Origin of the sequence: Pseudomonas sp. AG1028 (genome assembly GCF_007993955.1) — a bacterium.
Lineage (GTDB): Bacteria > Pseudomonadota > Gammaproteobacteria > Pseudomonadales > Pseudomonadaceae > Aquipseudomonas > Aquipseudomonas straminea.
In genome coordinates this window covers 398,648-412,821 of record NZ_VIVP01000005.1, presented here as the reverse complement: position 1 = coordinate 412,821, position 14,174 = coordinate 398,648, and the positions used below count along the sequence as shown (strand labels likewise).

Sequence of the window (14,174 nt, the reverse complement as noted above, 5' to 3'; positions counted from 1 at the left end):
CCGGCCCTTCGGGTTGTGCGGGAAATCTCGCCATGCGTCGTTGGAGGACTTGGCAAGGGAACAACCATTCCCTGCGTCCTCCGCCTAGCCTGGCGGGATTTCTCGCGACAACGCGGCTCGCGTTAAAACGGCAACAGACCCTAGCTGCGAGCTGTTGTCATTCACCACGCAGCGGGTATGCTCCCGGAGACTGACACTCACCGGGAGATCGCGTGTCCCTACCCAAGCTGCAACGCCTCTGGCTCTGCGAGGCCGTGCGCCTGCGCGAAGAACATGCCGGCCTGCTCGAAGACAGCGAAGCCAACCGCCGCGCTCAGGTAGCCGGTGGCGACCTGGCCACCCGTATCGAACACCGCGCCCTGCACCTGGCCGAGCGTGACGGCCAGGTGCAGGCACAGCGCCACTGGCTGCAAGGCGCGCGCCTGGCCCTGCTGCTGCTCGGCCTACTGGTCCTGGCCAGCGGCGCCGGCCTGGCGGTAGCGGCTCTGGGTGACGGGCAGACGCCGGTGAACGTGTTCTGGGCCCTGGGCAGCCTGCTCGGCCTGCATATTCTGATGCTGCTGGGCTGGGTGCTCGGCCTGCTGTTCGGTGGTGGTCATGGCGCGGTGCTCGGCCGTCTGTGGCTGTGGCTTAGCGAAAAGCTGGCCCGCGATGCCAGCGCACTGCATACCGGCCCGGCCCTGGTTCTGCTGCTGCGCCGCCAGCGCCTCAATCGCTGGCTGGTCGGCATGGCCGTACACGGCCTTTGGCTGGTGGCACTGACCACCGCCCTGGTGATGCTGCTGGCGCTGCTCTCCACCCGCCGCTATGGCTTCGTCTGGGAAACCACCCTGCTCGGTGGCAACACCTTCGTCGCCCTGACCCAGGCCCTGGGCGCATTGCCTGGCCTGCTCGGTTTTCCAGTGCCCGATGCCGCCACCATCCGCGCCAGCGGCGACAGCCCGTTGCCGCTGGAAGCCGCGCGCCACGCCTGGGCCGGCTGGCTGATCGGCGTGCTGATGATCTACGGGCTGCTGCCGCGCCTGCTACTGGGCCTGGTGTGCCTGTGGCGCTGGCGAACCGGCACGGCCAGGCTGACCCTGGACCTGTCGCAACCCGGCTACGACCTGTTGCGTGACCGCCTGCAGCCCAACAGCGAACGCTTGGGCATCTGCGATGCCGAACCAGCGCAGCTTCATCGGGTGCAGCCGGCTGCCGGTGTGGCCGCAAGCGACGGCGCACTGCTGGTGGCGATCGAACTGGACGACCGCCGCCCCTGGCCGCCGGCGCTGCCCAAGTCGGTGGCCGACGCCGGGATCATCGATAGCCGTGAGCAGCGCCGTCAGTTGCTCGACCAACTCACCCGTTTTCCGCCGGCGCGCCTGGCCATCGCCTGCGATCCACGGCGTTCACCGGACCGCGGTAGCCTGGCACTGCTCGCCGAACTGGCCCGCAGTGCCGGCGAAACGCGCATCTGGCTGCTGCAGCCACCCCAGGGCGAGACCCTCGACAGCGAGCGCCTCGGCGACTGGCACAAGGCGCTGGACGACCTGCAACTGGTCCACCGCGGCAGCTCGCCGCTGACCTGGCTGGAGACCGGCCATGACTGAAAAGAACCGCTGGGTGGATGACAGTCTTTTCATCCGCCGTGTACCTGTAGAGGGCGGTGGATGGGTGAAGCGTCATCCACCCTACGATGACCATAAGCATCGCGTAGAAACCGCGCCCTTGTGGCGAGCCCTGGGAGGTCAAAGACCATGACCCAGGCTCTGAGACTCGCCGTGGTCGGCCACACCAACGTCGGCAAGACCTCGCTGCTGCGTACCCTGACCCGTGACGTCGGCTTTGGCGAGGTGTCCCATCGCCCCAGCACCACCCGCCACGTCGAGGGCGCGCGCCTGTCGGTGGACGGCGAGGCGCTGCTGGAGCTCTACGACACGCCCGGCCTGGAAGATGCCATCGCCCTGCTCGATTACCTCGACGGGCTCGACCGCCCCGGCGAGCGCCTCGACGGCCCGGCGCGACTGGCCCGCTTCATGGAAGGCAGCGAGGCGCGCCAGCGCTTCGAGCAGGAAGCCAAGGTGCTGCGCCAGCTACAGGCCTCGGATGCCGGCCTGTACGTGATCGACGCCCGCGAGCCAGTGTTGGCCAAGTACCGCGACGAGCTGAACGCGCTGGCCATGTGTGGCCGGCCGCTGCTGCCGGTGCTGAATTTCGTGGCCAGCGCCAACCACCGTGAGGACGACTGGCGCGAAGCCCTGGCGCGCCTGGGGTTGCATGCCCTGGTGCGTTTCGACAGCGTGGCGCCGCCGCTCGATGGTGAGCGCCGCCTGTACGAAAGCCTGGCGCTGATGCACGAGAAGTCGCGCCCGCAATTGCAGCGCTTGATCGACGATCACGAAGCCCAGCGCGTGGCTCGCCACCGCAGCGCCAAGCGGCTGATCGCCGAGCTGCTGGTCGACTGCGCCGCCTGCCGGCGCAGCGTCGCCAACCAGCCGGAGCTGGAAAAAAGCGCCATCGAGGATTTGCGCACCCAGGTGCGCCAGCGTGAACAACGCTGCGTTGAAGCCCTGCTGCGCCTGTACGCCTTTCGCCGCGAAGACGCCCGCACCGAGGATCTGCCCCTGCTCAATGGCCGCTGGGGCGAGGATCTGTTCAACCCGGAAACCATCAAGCAACTGGGCATCCGCCTGGGCGGCGGCGCGGCCGCCGGTGCCGCAGCCGGCGCGGGTGTGGATCTGCTGGTCGGCGGCCTGACCCTGGGCACCGCCGCCCTGGCTGGCGCGCTGCTCGGCGGTGGCGCGCAGACCCTGCGCAACTACGGCTCGCGCCTCAAGGGCAAGCTCCAGGGCCAACGCGAGCTGACCGTCGACGACGCCGTGCTGCGCCTGCTCGCCCTGCGCCAGGAGCACTTGCTGGCCGCGCTGGATCAACGCGGCCACGCGGCCGTCGAAGCGGTGCGTCTCGGCGCCCTGCAGGACAGCCAGTGGCGCGAAGGCAAACTGCCGGGCGCCCTGCGCGTCGCCCGCGCACGGCCGGAGTGGTCGTCGCTGAACCCGGGCGCGCGGGTCGATCAGGTCGAACGCCAGGAACAGGTCGAACGCCTGGCTCGGGAAATCGGCTCGGTGCCAGGCGCGTCATGACCTTGTGCGCAGAGCTGGCCGCGGTGCTGGCCCGCGAGTTGAGCAGCGGCAACCGCCTCGGCCAGGCGCCGCATCGCGCCGGCTGGCCACAGCCCGACTCGCTGTTCGCCGCCCTGCGCGATGATTTCAAGAGCGACATCGCGCATCTGCCGGCCTGCCTGCAACATGGCTACTGCAACGATCCCCACTACGGCTGGTACGAAGAACTCTACTGCCGTGATCACCACCACCTGCTGGTCGCCGGCGCACCCAAACCCGGCCGCCGCTGAACACGAGCCCGTCCGATGCCCATCGCCAACCTGTTCCATGACAGCCAGCCGCCTGCCGAGGGCGAGCGCTTCGACACCCTGCTCAGCCACCGCAACCTGCAGATCGAACGGATCCTCAGCTCGTCACGGATCGAGTCGGTGGAATACGTGCAGGAACAGGATGAATGGGTACTGCTGGCCCGCGGAGAGGCGAGCATGACAGTGGCAGGTGAATCGATCGAGCTGAGCGCGGGCGACCACCTGTTCCTGCCCGCCGGCACGCCCCACCGGGTGGAGCGCACCAGCGATGGCGCGCTATGGCTGGCCGTCCATTTGCACCCCAGCAACCCGTAGCCCCGGGTCGAGCGCAGCGATACCCGGGGATTTGTGCAAGCCCTCTCCATCGTCCCGGGTTACGCCTTCGGCTAACCCAGGCTACGACAATCAACCCGTGGGAGTGCGCCATGCGCACGACAATTGACGGGCCAACTCCGTAGGGTGGAGGACGCTTCACCTACGCGGCCCGCCCCTTCCACCACTCAGGTATCAGCGCCTAAGCAAGCTCGTCCACAGCGTCGCCGCGACGATCAGAAAGCCGCCGATCCACGCCTGCACGCTCAATTGCTCGCTGAGCCACAGCACCGCAAACAGCGCGCCGAACAGTGGCTCGCTGCCCATCAACAGCGACACGCGGGTCGGGCTGCTGCGCCGCAGCGCGTAGTTCTGCACGAAGAAGGCGAACAGAGTGGCGAACAGCACCAGGTACAGCGTGCCGATCCAGAACGCCGGCTCTACCGGCAAGACAGGCAAGCCGCCTGGCAGGATGATCGCCCCGAGCAACAGGCAGCCGAAACCGATCACTCCGGTCTGTACCGCGGTCAGCGCCAGGGCCGGCACCTGGGTGTGTGCGGTCAGCCGGCCGGTCAGGCATACCAGCACAGCGCGCAGCAACGCCGCCAGCAGCATCAGTCCATCGCCGAGGTTGAACTGCAAGTCGACGCCGCCGCTGAGCAGCCAGGTACCGAACAGCGATAGCGCGACGGCCGGCAGCAGCCGCGAGTCGGGACGGCGGTCGAACATCAGCCATTCCACGAACGGCGTGATGACCACGCACAGGCTGATCAGGAAGGCGGCATTGCTCGCGGAGGTGTGCAGCACGCCGTAGGTTTCGCACAGGAAGATCGCCAGCATCACACCGCCCAGCGGGATGCCGGGTGCCCAGGCCTGGCGCCCGTCGCCGCGCAGCTGTGGCAGCAGGATCAAGAAGGTCAGGCAGAAACGCACGGCGAGAAAGCCCAGCACCGGATAGAACACCAGCGCCTCCTTGGCCACGCCGTAACTGGTGCCCCAGACCATGGCGACCAGCAACAGGAGCACATCACTGGCCTGCATCAGGCGCGAAGGGGAACGGCTAACCAGGGTGGACATGTGGGTACTTCCTGCAATCGGTGGGGAGCGCATTGTCCATTGCGTCCCTGAGCGTGATAATCCGCCAACACCGAACAAGACCTGTTCTCCATGCGCACGAATCTAACCCCACAGCTGCTTCCCTATCTGGCCATCTTCGTACGCGTGGTCGAGGCCGGCAGTTTCTCTGCCGCGGCCCGCCAGCAGGGCAGCACGGCGTCGGCAGTGAGCCGACAGATCGCCCATCTCGAGCAGACGCTCGGCGTTCGTCTGCTCGAGCGCACCACACGGCGCCTGCGCCTGAGCGAAGCCGGCAGCGAAGTCTTCGAGCGCTGCAAGGACATGCTCGACGCCGCCCAGGCCGCCCTGGATGTTGGTGAGCGGCTGATGAGCCAACCGCGCGGCCGGGTGCGTCTGAGTGTGCCAAAGGCCTTTGGACGTTTCCTGGTCATGCCGCTGATTCAGGATTTTCTGCAGCGCTACCCGGAGGTGGACGTCAGCCTCAACCTCAGCGACCGCAGCCCGGACCTGATCAGCGAGCAGTTCGACCTGCTGGTGAGCATCACCGACCAGCCACCACCGGCTCTCGCGGGTCGGCCACTGTGCAATGTCCAACAGTTGCTGTGTGCAAGCCCCACCTATCTGCAGCGCCACGGCACGCCCCAGCATCCGAGCGAACTGGTGCGCCATGCCTGCCTGTACCTGGACGAAACCCCGGACGACCACCGCTGGCACTTCAGCAACGGGCCGGAGCAATGCGTGGTGACGGTGGGCGGCCGCTTCGCCAGCAACCACAGCGAAGTGCGCCTGAACGCCGTGCTCGGCCACCTGGGTATCACCTGCCTGCCGCACTTCACCGCCGCCGCGGCACTGGCCAGAGGCGAGCTGGTAAGGGTACTGCCGCAGTGGCGCTACACCGGTTCGTACCAGGGCACCGCGTGGGTTCTCTATCACCCCACCCGCCACCTGCCGCCCAAACTGCGGGTGCTGATCGATCACCTGGCCGAGGGGCTGGGCAAGGGCCCATCGCGATGACCCGGCTCTGGCAGTGGCTGAAACGGCGGCGCCTGGAACGGCAGCCGGTGGATACCGCCAAGCACATCACGCTGGAGAATATCGATACGCAGGTGGGCAACCGCCTGCTGGAAACCCTCAAGGCCGAGGGTTGGCGGCAGGTCGAGCAATACAGCCCGCTGGCGTTCGACAAGGGCATCGATTACGACAGCTATCGCCTGCGCCGTGGCCTGGATGAGCTGCGGCTGGAGTGGGACAACTGGTTCGAGTGGAAGCTCAGCGGGCCGAAGGAACTCGTCGAGGCGATCGGCGAGCGGTTTTCGCTAGGAAATTGAGCGATACATCCCCGGGTTATGCCTTCGGCCAACCCAGGCTACGAGGTTATTCAAACGTAGCCCGGGTTGAGCGAAGCGATACCCGGGAAATGCATCAGACCGCCACCGGCGCCTTGATATGCGGGTGCGCTTCGTAGCCGACCAATTCGAAATCCTCGAACTTGAAGGCGAACAGGTCCTTCACTTCGGGGTTGAGCTTCATGGTCGGCAGGGGCAGCGGTTCGCGGGTCAGCTGCAGGTCGGCCTGTTCCAGGTGGTTGGCGTACAGGTGGCAGTCGCCGCCGGTCCAGATGAACTCCCCCGGCTGCAGACCGCACACCTGCGCGACCATCAGGGTCAGCAGCGCATAGCTGGCGATGTTGAAGGGCACGCCGAGGAAGATATCGGCCGAGCGCTGGTACAGCTGGCAGCTCAGCTTGCCGTCCGCCACGTAGAACTGGAACAGCGCGTGGCACGGCGGCAGGGCCATCTGCTCGACCAGGGCCGGGTTCCAGGCCGAAACGATCAGGCGGCGCGAGTCCGGGTTCTTCCTGATCATCTCGATCAGCTTGCTGATCTGGTCGACCGACTCGCCATTGGGCGCCGGCCAGTTGCGCCACTGGTAGCCGTACACCGGGCCGAGGTCGCCGTTCTCGTCGGCCCACTCGTCCCAGATGCGTACGCCGTTGTCCTTCAGGTACTTGATGTTGGTGTCGCCCTGCAGGAACCACAGCAACTCGTGGATGATCGACTTGAGGTGGCACTTCTTGGTGGTCACCAGGGGAAAGCCGTCGGCCAGGTCGAAGCGCATCTGGTGGGCGAACACGCTGTAGGTGCCGGTGCCGGTGCGGTCTTCCTTGAAGGTGCCGTTGTCGCGCACATGGCGCATCAGGTCGAGATACTGTTTCATCGGGCCACCTCCACAGCAGCTTGGCGCTTGTAGGCGTAGACCATCAGGCCCAGGCCGGCGAGGACCATCGGCACGCACAGCACCTGCCCCATGGTCAGCCAGCCCCAGGCAAGGTAACCGAGCTGGGCGTCCGGCACGCGCACGAACTCGACGATGAAACGGAAGATGCCGTAGCACACCGCGAACAGCCCGGAGACGGCCATGGTCGGCCGCGGCTTGCGCGAGTAGATCCACAGGATGACGAACAGCGCCACGCCTTCCAGGGCGAACTGGTACAGCTGCGACGGGTGACGCGGCAGCGGCCCGCCAGTCGGGAACACCATGGCCCACGGCACGTCGCTGACCTTGCCCCACAGCTCGGCATTGATGAAGTTGCCGATGCGCCCGGCGCCCAGACCGATCGGCACCAGCGGCGCGATGAAGTCCATCAGCTCGAAGAAGCTCTTGCCGTTGCGCCGGGCGAACCACAGGGTGGCCAGCATCACGCCGATCAGGCCGCCGTGGAACGACATGCCGCCCTTCCATACTTCGAGGATCAGCAGCGGATTGGCGATGTACGCCGGCAGGTCGTAGAACAATACGTAACCCAGGCGGCCACCGACGATCACCCCCATGGCCACCCAGAACACCAGGTCGGAAAGTTTCTCCTTGCTCCAGGTCGGGTCGAAGGCGTGCAGCCGCCGCGAGGCGAGGAACCAGGCACCGCCGATGCCCACCAGGTACATCAGGCCGTACCAGTGGATCTGCAGGAAGCCCAGGTCGAGGGCGACCGGGTCAATATTCGGGTAAGGCAGCATCAGGATTCCTCACAACAGAAAATTCAGGCCGACGATAAACAGCAACAGGGCGAACGACCGCTTGAGCACCCGCGGCGACAGGCGATGGGCCAGCCGCGCGCCGGTACGGGCGAAGAACACGCTGGTCAGCGCGATGCCAAGCAGCGCCGGCAGGTACACGTAACCCAGGCTCCAGTGAGGCAGACGCGCGTCGCCCCAACCCAGCCACAGGTAACTCAGGGCGCCGGCGGCGGCAATCGGCCAGCCACAGGCCGACGAGGTCGCTACCGCCTGCTGCACGGACACCCCGCGCCAGGTCAGGAACGGTACGGTCAGCGAACCGCCGCCGATACCGATGATCGCCGAGGCCCAGCCGATCAAGCCACCGGCAGCGCCCAGCCCTGCCTTGCCCGGCACCTCGCGGCTGGCCTTGGGTTTCAGATCCAGTGCCAACTGCAGCGCCACGCACAGGGCGAACACGCCAATGATCCTCTGCAGCACCAGGCCGTCGATGGAATCAGCCGTCAGCGCACCGAGTGCCGAGCCCAGCACGATGCCCACGGTCAGCCAGACGAAAAGCCCCCAGCGCACCGCACCGCGGCTATGGTGCTCGCGCACGGCATTGACCGAGGTGAACAGGATGGTCGCCAGCGAGGTGCCCACCGCCATGTGGGTCAGCACGGATGCATCGAACCCTTGGGCGGTAAAGGCGAAGATCAGCACCGGCACGATGACCATGCCGCCACCGACGCCGAACAACCCGGCCAGCAGGCCTGCGGCGGCACCGAGCAGGATGTAGAGAAGGAAGATCATGGTGTGCTCTGCGAAGCGATGCGGCATGGTAGCGGAAGCAGCCCGCAGCCTCTAGTTTTGGCGATGGATGCCACACGATGCTTTGCGTAGAGTGGGGGCTCTCCCAGACAGCGAACCGCACCGTGGCCAATACCTTTTACCTGCGCATCGCCTGTAATCATCTGCACCTCACCCACCTGGAAAGTAGCCGCGTGGCGGTAGTGGAGGCTGACCCACCCTTCAGCAACCAACGCCTGCTGGTGGCGGATTTCAGCATCGCCGACCGCTTGATCGCAAAGACAGTGCAAGGCCTGATGCCCAAGCGCCTGGCCTTTCTCAACGCCGCGCCAAAGCTGTTGATCCAGCCACTGGAGCGGCTGGAAGGCGGCCTTTCCCAGGTGGAAGAGCGCATTTTGATGGAGCTCGGCATGGGCACGGGAGCGCGCAAGGTCGTGGTACATGTCGGCGAAATCCTCGACGCCGCTGGCGTACGTAGCAGGCTGAAGTAGGCATGTGCCTGATCGCCCTCGCCTGGCGCCCCGGGCACGCCCTGCCGCTGCTGGTTGCCGCCAACCGCGATGAATTCCATGCCCGGCCGACCGCCGCCATGGCCGAGTGGCCGGATGCGCCCGGGCTGATCGCCGGACGCGACCTGCAGGCCGGCGGCACCTGGCTGGGCATCGGTCCTGGCAGGCGCTTTGCCGCCCTCACCAATATCCGTGACCCGCACGCCGAGCAGGGCTCTCGTTCGCGAGGCGAATTGCCGCTGCGCTTTCTGCTGGGAAACCAGGGTCCAGAGGCTTTTCTGAACGAGTTGCGCCGTGAGGCGGATGAATACAGCGGCTTCAACCTGCTGGTCGGCGACCGCCACGCACTATGGCACTTCAATTCGCACGGCGGACAGGTCCAGGCGCTGCCCGCCGGTATCCATGGGGTTTCCAACGCCGGGCTGAATACACCCTGGCCCAAGCTCGAGCGGGCCAAAGCGGCGCTCGCCGCCGTTCAGGACGAACCGGACGAGCCGTCGTTGTTCGCGCTGCTCGCCGACTCTACGAAGCCAGACGACGCAGCCCTGCCGGATACCGGCGTGGGCATGGAGCTGGAGCGGCTGCTCGGCAGCGTGTTCATCACCAGCCCGACCTATGGCACCCGCGCCAGCACGCTGCTGTTCATGTACGCCGATGGAACGCGGCGCATTATCGAGCGCAGTTTCGGGCATGATGGAAGGCCGAGTGGTGAGGTGCGGTTCGAGCGTTAGAGTGGCAGCTGGCTGACTGTAGGCGCGGCGCATTTTATGTGGGAGCGGCCATGCCAGCGAAGCTGTCGCGCGCATGGCGCGCTCCCACAGGAGAACGCAGCAATAGCCACTCTTGTTCGGCAGTTCTCACGAAGCCTGAATATATGGCGCCGGGCGAAGGATTGGTCAGCTCAGGTCAAGATTGCAAAGCCAACTGTAGAGCAGGCTGGCCCATGAACCGGGGACCACTTTTGCCTGACAACCGCCCTTAAGCCTGGATATCCGAAGCAGGATTGATCATGCGGCCCAGGCCCAGATTGCGCAGGGCCAGTTGCAGGGTGCTGTGGATGACCTGCGGGTTGTCGATGCGCATGGCCTGGCCAAGCAGGTCCTTGGCCTTGCTCAGGCTGATCTGGCGCAGCAGCCATTTCACCTTCGGCAGGTTGGTGGCGTTCATCGACAGGCTATCGAAGCCCATGGCCATCAGCAGCACGGCGGCGCTCGGGTCGCCGGCCATTTCGCCGCAGATGCTCACCGGTTTGCCTTCGGCGTGGGCATCTTCGACCACCTTGGTCAGTGCCTGCAGCACCGCCGGGTGGAGGAAGTCGTAGAGGTCGGCAACCCGCGGGTTGTTGCGATCCACGGCCAGCAGGTACTGGGTCAGGTCGTTGGAGCCGACTGACAGGAAATCCACCTGACGAGCCAGGTCGCGGGTCTGGTAGACCGCGGCGGGAATCTCGATCATCACGCCGATGGGCGGCAACGGCACGTCGGTGCCTTCGTCGCGCACCTCGCCCCAGGCACGGTGGATCAGGTGCAGGGATTCTTCCAGTTCCTGAATGCCGGAAATCATCGGCAGCAGGATGCGCAGGTTGTTCAGGCCCTCGCTGGCCTTGAGCATGGCGCGCACCTGCACCAGGAAGATTTCCGGGTGATCGAGGGTCACGCGGATGCCGCGCCAGCCCAGGAAGGGGTTGTCTTCCTTGATCGGGAAGTAGCTCAGGCCCTTGTCACCGCCAACGTCCAGGGTGCGCATGGTCACCGGCAGCGGGTGGAAGGCCGCTAGTTGCTCGCGGTAGATGGCCAGCTGTTCCTTCTCGCTGGGGAAGCGGTCCTTGATCATGAACGGCACTTCGGTGCGGTACAGACCAACGCCCTCGGCGCCGCGCTCTTGAGCGCGCAACACATCGGCGAGCAGGCCGGTGTTGACCCACAGCGGCATCTTGTGGCCGTCGAGGGTCTCGCAGGGCAACGCACGCAGGGCATCGAGGCCCTTGTTTAGCTGGCGATCCTCCTCGACCACATCGGAATACTGCTTGCGCAGGATCTCGCTGGGGTTGGTGAACACCTCGCCGTGGTAGCCGTCGACGATAAGCTGGATGCCGTCGATCTTCGAATACGGCAGCTCGACCGCCCCCATCACCGTGGGAATGCCCATGGCGCGGGCGAAGATCGCCACGTGGGAGTTGCCCGAACCCTGCACCGACACCAGGCCGACCAGCTTGCCTTCCGGAACCTCGCCAAGCATGGCTGGCGACAGTTCTTCGGCGACCAGGATGCAGTTGTCCGGGTACACCAGGGTCTGCTGACGGGCTTCCTGCAGATAGGCGAGCAGGCGGCGGCCCAGGTCGCGGACGTCCGAGGCACGCTCGCGCAGGTAGGCGTCATCCATCAATTCGAAACGGTTGATATGCTCGCTGACCACATGACGCAAGGCGCCCTGGGCCCACTGGCCGGTCTTGATGACATTGACCACCTCGTTACCGAGGGCGGCGTCTTCGAGCATCATCTGGTAAACGTCGAACAGCGCACGCTCTTCGGGGCGCAGCTGAGTGGCCATGCGCTCGGAGAGGTTGCGCATGTCGGCGCGCACGCCTTCCAGGGCATTCTGGAACAGTTTCAGCTCGGCATCGATGTCGTCAATGCTCTTGTCCGGCACCACTTCCAGATCGGCCGGCGGCAGCACCACCACGGCGGTACCGACCGCCGCACCGGGCGAGCCGGGTACACCAATGAACTTGGCTTCCTGAATGCCCTTGCCCTGCTTACCCAGGCCACGGATCGAACCGGTGGCCTCGGCATGGGCGATCACCCCGGCAAGCTGCGCGCTCATGGTTACCAGAAAGGCTTCCTCGCCTTCGTCGAACTGGCGGCGCTCCTTCTGCTGCACCACGAGCACACCCATCACCCGACGGTGGTGGATGATCGGTGAGCCAAGGAAGGAGGCATAGCGCTCTTCGCCGGTTTCGGCGAAATAGCGGTAACGGGGGTGCTCAGAGGCGTTTTCGAGGTTCAGCGGCTCTTCACGGGTGCCGACCAGGCCGACCAGGCCCTCGTTCGGCGCCATGCTGACCTTGCCGATCGAGCGCTTGTTGAGGCCATCGGTGGCCATCAGCACGAAACGGTTGGTCTCCGGGTCGAGCAGGTAGACCGAGCATACCTGGGTGCCCATGGTCTCCTTGACGCGCTGCACGATGATGCCCAGCGCCGCTTTGAGATCCTTGGCGGCGTTCACTTCCTGGACGATCTTGCGCAGCGTGTTGAGCATGCTTGACCCTGTCTAATCCCGTGCCAGCAGGCGCGGTGCGAGTTCCTTGAGTGCGCGACGATAGACCTCGCGCTTGAATGTAACCACCTGTCCCAACGGATACCAATAACTGACCCAGCGCCAGCCGTCGAACTCCGGCTTGCCGGTCAGGTCCATGCGCACCCGTTGCTCGTCGGAGGTCAGGCGCAGCAGGAACCACTTCTGTTTCTGGCCGATGCACAGCGGTTGGCTGTGCGTGCGCACCAGGCGCTGCGGCAGACGATACCTCAACCAGCCCCGGGTGCAGGCGAGAATTTTCACGTCCTGCTCTTCAAGGCCCACTTCTTCGTTCAGTTCGCGATACAACGCTTCTTCCGGCGACTCACGGTCATTGATACCGCCTTGCGGGAACTGCCAGGCATCCTGGTTAATTCGACGCGCCCAAAGCACCTGGCCGACATCATTGGTGAGAATGATGCCGACGTTGGGGCGAAAACCATCAGGATCGATCACGGCACACAACCTCGTAAACGCATGTCACCGCATTGTTCCACAAAGCTCGCGACAGCGGCAACGCGCTCGGGCGGCGCAGTGCAATGGCCCGTCGCGCGGTTTTCCCCGGGCCGGCAAAGCCGCTATTCTGGCCGCCTCCATGGCCCTGTATGAAGAGGTGATTCTGTGCGTTTGGCTTTATTCGATCTCGACAACACCCTGCTTGGCGGCGACAGTGACCATGCCTGGGGCGACTGGCTGTGCGAACGCGGGATTCTCGACGGTGCTACCTACAAGGCGCGCAACGATGCCTTCTACCAAGACTACCTGGCCGGGTGCCTGAACATCACCGACTACCTGAACTTCACCCTGGCTATCTTCGGCCGTACCGAGATGGCCCAGCTCGACGCCTGGCACCGCGAGTTCATGACCGAATGCATCGAGCCGATCATCCTGCCCAAGGCCCTGGCGCTGCTCGACAAGCACCGCGCGGCCGGCGACAAGCTGGTGATCATCACCGCCACCAACCGCTTCGTCACCGCGCCCATCGCCGAGCGCCTCGGCGTCGACACCCTGCTGGCCACCGAATGCGAGATGGTCGACGGCCGCTACACCGGGCGCACCACCGACGTGCCGTGCTTCAAGGAAGGCAAGGTCACCCGCCTCAATCGCTGGATGCAGGAAAACGGCTTCACCCTGGACGGCGCGACGTTCTACAGCGACTCGATGAACGACCTGCCGCTGCTCGAGCAGGTCAGCTATCCGGTTGCCGTTGACCCGGACCCGAACCTGTTGGCCGAGGCGCAGAAGCGCGGCTGGCCGGTGATGTCGCTGCGCTGAAGCGGTTACAGGGCGCCACCGTAGCGGCAGCGCCCTATCTAGATCTGGCTAGACCGGTTTGGCGCCCATCACGGCCATGATCACCACCAGCAGCACGACGATCAGCGCGGCGTACATCATCACCAGGCGCAGCGACTTGGCCGGCACCACGCCATCTACCTGCGCCTGCCAGGCACCTAGGCGGCCGAGCAGCAACAGGCCGACGATCATCAGCACGCCGAACAGGATGCTACCCAGCAGCAACCACAGCTGGCTCAGCGGCCAGCCGGCCAGATTGACCATCCACCAGCCGCTTACCGGCAGGCTCAGCGCCAGTACGGCGAACACCGGCAGGCTGATGGTGCGGGTGCGCTGCAGTTTGCGTTGCAGCACCTCCCGATCACCACCGCGCCAGGCTTTCCAGAGCATGAAGGCATGGGCCAGCACGCCCAGCAGCAGGAGAATGCCGGGCAGCGCATGGAGGATTCTGATCAGCAGATAATGCTCCATCACGGT

At 65.5% G+C, this 14,174-nt stretch carries 16 protein-coding genes; 9 read left to right on the top strand and 7 right to left on the bottom strand.

Annotated features, from left to right (window positions below):
• Window positions 1-212 precede the first annotated feature (212 nt).
• The 4 genes from FB481_RS10790 (at window position 213) to FB481_RS10775 (ending at window position 3,724) form a co-directional block, all read left to right on the top strand.
• Window positions 213-1,589 (top strand): DUF2868 domain-containing protein, encoded by a 1,377-nt coding sequence (locus FB481_RS10790; protein WP_093500673.1) that lies wholly within the window; start codon window positions 213-215, stop codon window positions 1,587-1,589.
• Between the two features lie 147 nt (window positions 1,590-1,736).
• A complete protein-coding gene (locus FB481_RS10785) occupies window positions 1,737-3,122 on the top strand; it encodes a GTPase/DUF3482 domain-containing protein (RefSeq protein ID WP_093500676.1) in 1,386 nt (461 codons plus the stop codon).
• On the top strand, window positions 3,119-3,391 hold the full coding sequence (locus FB481_RS10780) for a hypothetical protein (RefSeq protein WP_147176323.1): 273 nt from the start codon (window positions 3,119-3,121) through the stop codon (window positions 3,389-3,391). The genes FB481_RS10785 and FB481_RS10780 overlap by 4 nt, the downstream gene beginning before the upstream one ends.
• Before the next feature lie 15 nt (window positions 3,392-3,406).
• Window positions 3,407-3,724 carry a cupin domain-containing protein gene (locus FB481_RS10775; protein WP_147176322.1) on the top strand — a complete coding sequence of 106 codons (318 nt, stop codon included), beginning with the start codon at window positions 3,407-3,409 and terminating at the stop codon, window positions 3,722-3,724.
• A gap of 192 nt (window positions 3,725-3,916) precedes the next feature.
• Here FB481_RS10775 and FB481_RS10770 read toward each other — a convergent pair whose 3' ends face one another.
• The gene (locus FB481_RS10770) at window positions 3,917-4,798 is read right to left on the bottom strand and encodes a DMT family transporter (RefSeq protein WP_093500680.1); all 882 of its coding nucleotides are present in this window, start codon (window positions 4,796-4,798) and stop codon (window positions 3,917-3,919) included.
• 90 nt (window positions 4,799-4,888) lie between these two features.
• On the opposite strand from FB481_RS10770, the gene FB481_RS10765 reads away from it, so the two are divergent.
• Both FB481_RS10765 and FB481_RS10760 read left to right on the top strand, forming a co-directional pair.
• Window positions 4,889-5,812 carry a LysR family transcriptional regulator gene (locus FB481_RS10765; RefSeq protein ID WP_093500682.1) on the top strand — a complete coding sequence of 308 codons (924 nt, stop codon included), beginning with the start codon at window positions 4,889-4,891 and terminating at the stop codon, window positions 5,810-5,812.
• Window positions 5,809-6,126, top strand: a complete 318-nt coding sequence (locus FB481_RS10760) for a hypothetical protein (RefSeq protein WP_147176321.1) — start codon at window positions 5,809-5,811, stop codon at window positions 6,124-6,126. The genes FB481_RS10765 and FB481_RS10760 overlap by 4 nt, the downstream gene beginning before the upstream one ends.
• 94 nt (window positions 6,127-6,220) lie before the next feature.
• On the opposite strand, the gene FB481_RS10755 is transcribed toward FB481_RS10760, so the two are convergent.
• The 3 genes from FB481_RS10755 to FB481_RS10745 are packed head-to-tail and all read right to left on the bottom strand — an operon-like array spanning window position 6,221 to window position 8,604.
• Window positions 6,221-7,015 (bottom strand): thymidylate synthase, encoded by a 795-nt coding sequence (locus tag FB481_RS10755; protein WP_147176320.1) that lies wholly within the window; start codon window positions 7,013-7,015, stop codon window positions 6,221-6,223.
• On the bottom strand, window positions 7,012-7,812 hold the full coding sequence (lgt, locus tag FB481_RS10750) for a prolipoprotein diacylglyceryl transferase (protein ID WP_147176319.1): 801 nt from the start codon (window positions 7,810-7,812) through the stop codon (window positions 7,012-7,014). The genes FB481_RS10755 and lgt overlap by 4 nt, the downstream gene beginning before the upstream one ends.
• A gap of 9 nt (window positions 7,813-7,821) precedes the next feature.
• Window positions 7,822-8,604 (bottom strand): sulfite exporter TauE/SafE family protein, encoded by a 783-nt coding sequence (locus FB481_RS10745; RefSeq protein WP_147176318.1) that lies wholly within the window; start codon window positions 8,602-8,604, stop codon window positions 7,822-7,824.
• 122 nt (window positions 8,605-8,726) lie between these two features.
• Between FB481_RS10745 and FB481_RS10740 the strand changes: the two genes are divergently transcribed.
• Both FB481_RS10740 and FB481_RS10735 read left to right on the top strand, forming a co-directional pair.
• Entirely contained in the window at window positions 8,727-9,092 is a 366-nt protein-coding gene (locus tag FB481_RS10740; protein WP_147176317.1) for a hypothetical protein, read from the top strand.
• A gap of 2 nt (window positions 9,093-9,094) precedes the next feature.
• Window positions 9,095-9,841, top strand: a complete 747-nt coding sequence (locus FB481_RS10735) for an NRDE family protein (RefSeq protein ID WP_147176316.1) — start codon at window positions 9,095-9,097, stop codon at window positions 9,839-9,841.
• A 247-nt stretch (window positions 9,842-10,088) separates the two neighbouring features.
• Here FB481_RS10735 and ptsP read toward each other — a convergent pair whose 3' ends face one another.
• Together ptsP and FB481_RS10725 are read right to left on the bottom strand one after the other, a co-directional pair.
• Window positions 10,089-12,368 (bottom strand): phosphoenolpyruvate--protein phosphotransferase, encoded by a 2,280-nt coding sequence (ptsP, locus tag FB481_RS10730; protein WP_093500696.1) that lies wholly within the window; start codon window positions 12,366-12,368, stop codon window positions 10,089-10,091.
• 12 nt (window positions 12,369-12,380) lie between these two features.
• Window positions 12,381-12,860 (bottom strand): RNA pyrophosphohydrolase, encoded by a 480-nt coding sequence (locus FB481_RS10725; protein WP_013793353.1) that lies wholly within the window; start codon window positions 12,858-12,860, stop codon window positions 12,381-12,383.
• A gap of 165 nt (window positions 12,861-13,025) precedes the next feature.
• On the opposite strand from FB481_RS10725, the gene FB481_RS10720 reads away from it, so the two are divergent.
• A complete protein-coding gene (locus FB481_RS10720; protein WP_147176315.1) occupies window positions 13,026-13,679 on the top strand; it encodes an HAD family phosphatase in 654 nt (217 codons plus the stop codon).
• 48 nt (window positions 13,680-13,727) lie between these two features.
• Here FB481_RS10720 and FB481_RS10715 read toward each other — a convergent pair whose 3' ends face one another.
• Complete coding sequence (locus tag FB481_RS10715; RefSeq protein WP_147176314.1) at window positions 13,728-14,168, bottom strand: DUF2269 family protein; 441 nt, start codon at window positions 14,166-14,168, stop codon at window positions 13,728-13,730.
• Window positions 14,169-14,174 lie beyond the last annotated feature (6 nt).

Excerpts from the sequence above, each read along its gene's own strand:
- ptsP (WP_093500696.1), bottom strand. The coding sequence starts at position 12,368 with ATGCTCAACACGCTGCGCAAGATCGTCCAGGAAGTGAACGCCGCCAAG.
- FB481_RS10760 (WP_147176321.1), top strand. The coding sequence starts at position 5,809 with ATGACCCGGCTCTGGCAGTGGCTGAAACGGCGGCGCCTGGAACGGCAG.
- FB481_RS10765 (WP_093500682.1), top strand. The coding sequence starts at position 4,889 with ATGCGCACGAATCTAACCCCACAGCTGCTTCCCTATCTGGCCATCTTC.
- FB481_RS10755 (WP_147176320.1), bottom strand. The coding sequence starts at position 7,015 with ATGAAACAGTATCTCGACCTGATGCGCCATGTGCGCGACAACGGCACC.
- FB481_RS10775 (WP_147176322.1), top strand. The coding sequence starts at position 3,407 with ATGCCCATCGCCAACCTGTTCCATGACAGCCAGCCGCCTGCCGAGGGC.
- FB481_RS10785 (WP_093500676.1), top strand. The coding sequence starts at position 1,737 with ATGACCCAGGCTCTGAGACTCGCCGTGGTCGGCCACACCAACGTCGGC.
- FB481_RS10770 (WP_093500680.1), bottom strand. The coding sequence starts at position 4,798 with ATGTCCACCCTGGTTAGCCGTTCCCCTTCGCGCCTGATGCAGGCCAGT.
- FB481_RS10735 (WP_147176316.1), top strand. The coding sequence starts at position 9,095 with ATGTGCCTGATCGCCCTCGCCTGGCGCCCCGGGCACGCCCTGCCGCTG.
- FB481_RS10745 (WP_147176318.1), bottom strand. The coding sequence starts at position 8,604 with ATGATCTTCCTTCTCTACATCCTGCTCGGTGCCGCCGCAGGCCTGCTG.
- FB481_RS10715 (WP_147176314.1), bottom strand. The coding sequence starts at position 14,168 with ATGGAGCATTATCTGCTGATCAGAATCCTCCATGCGCTGCCCGGCATT.
- lgt (WP_147176319.1), bottom strand. The coding sequence starts at position 7,812 with ATGCTGCCTTACCCGAATATTGACCCGGTCGCCCTCGACCTGGGCTTC.
- FB481_RS10780 (WP_147176323.1), top strand. The coding sequence starts at position 3,119 with ATGACCTTGTGCGCAGAGCTGGCCGCGGTGCTGGCCCGCGAGTTGAGC.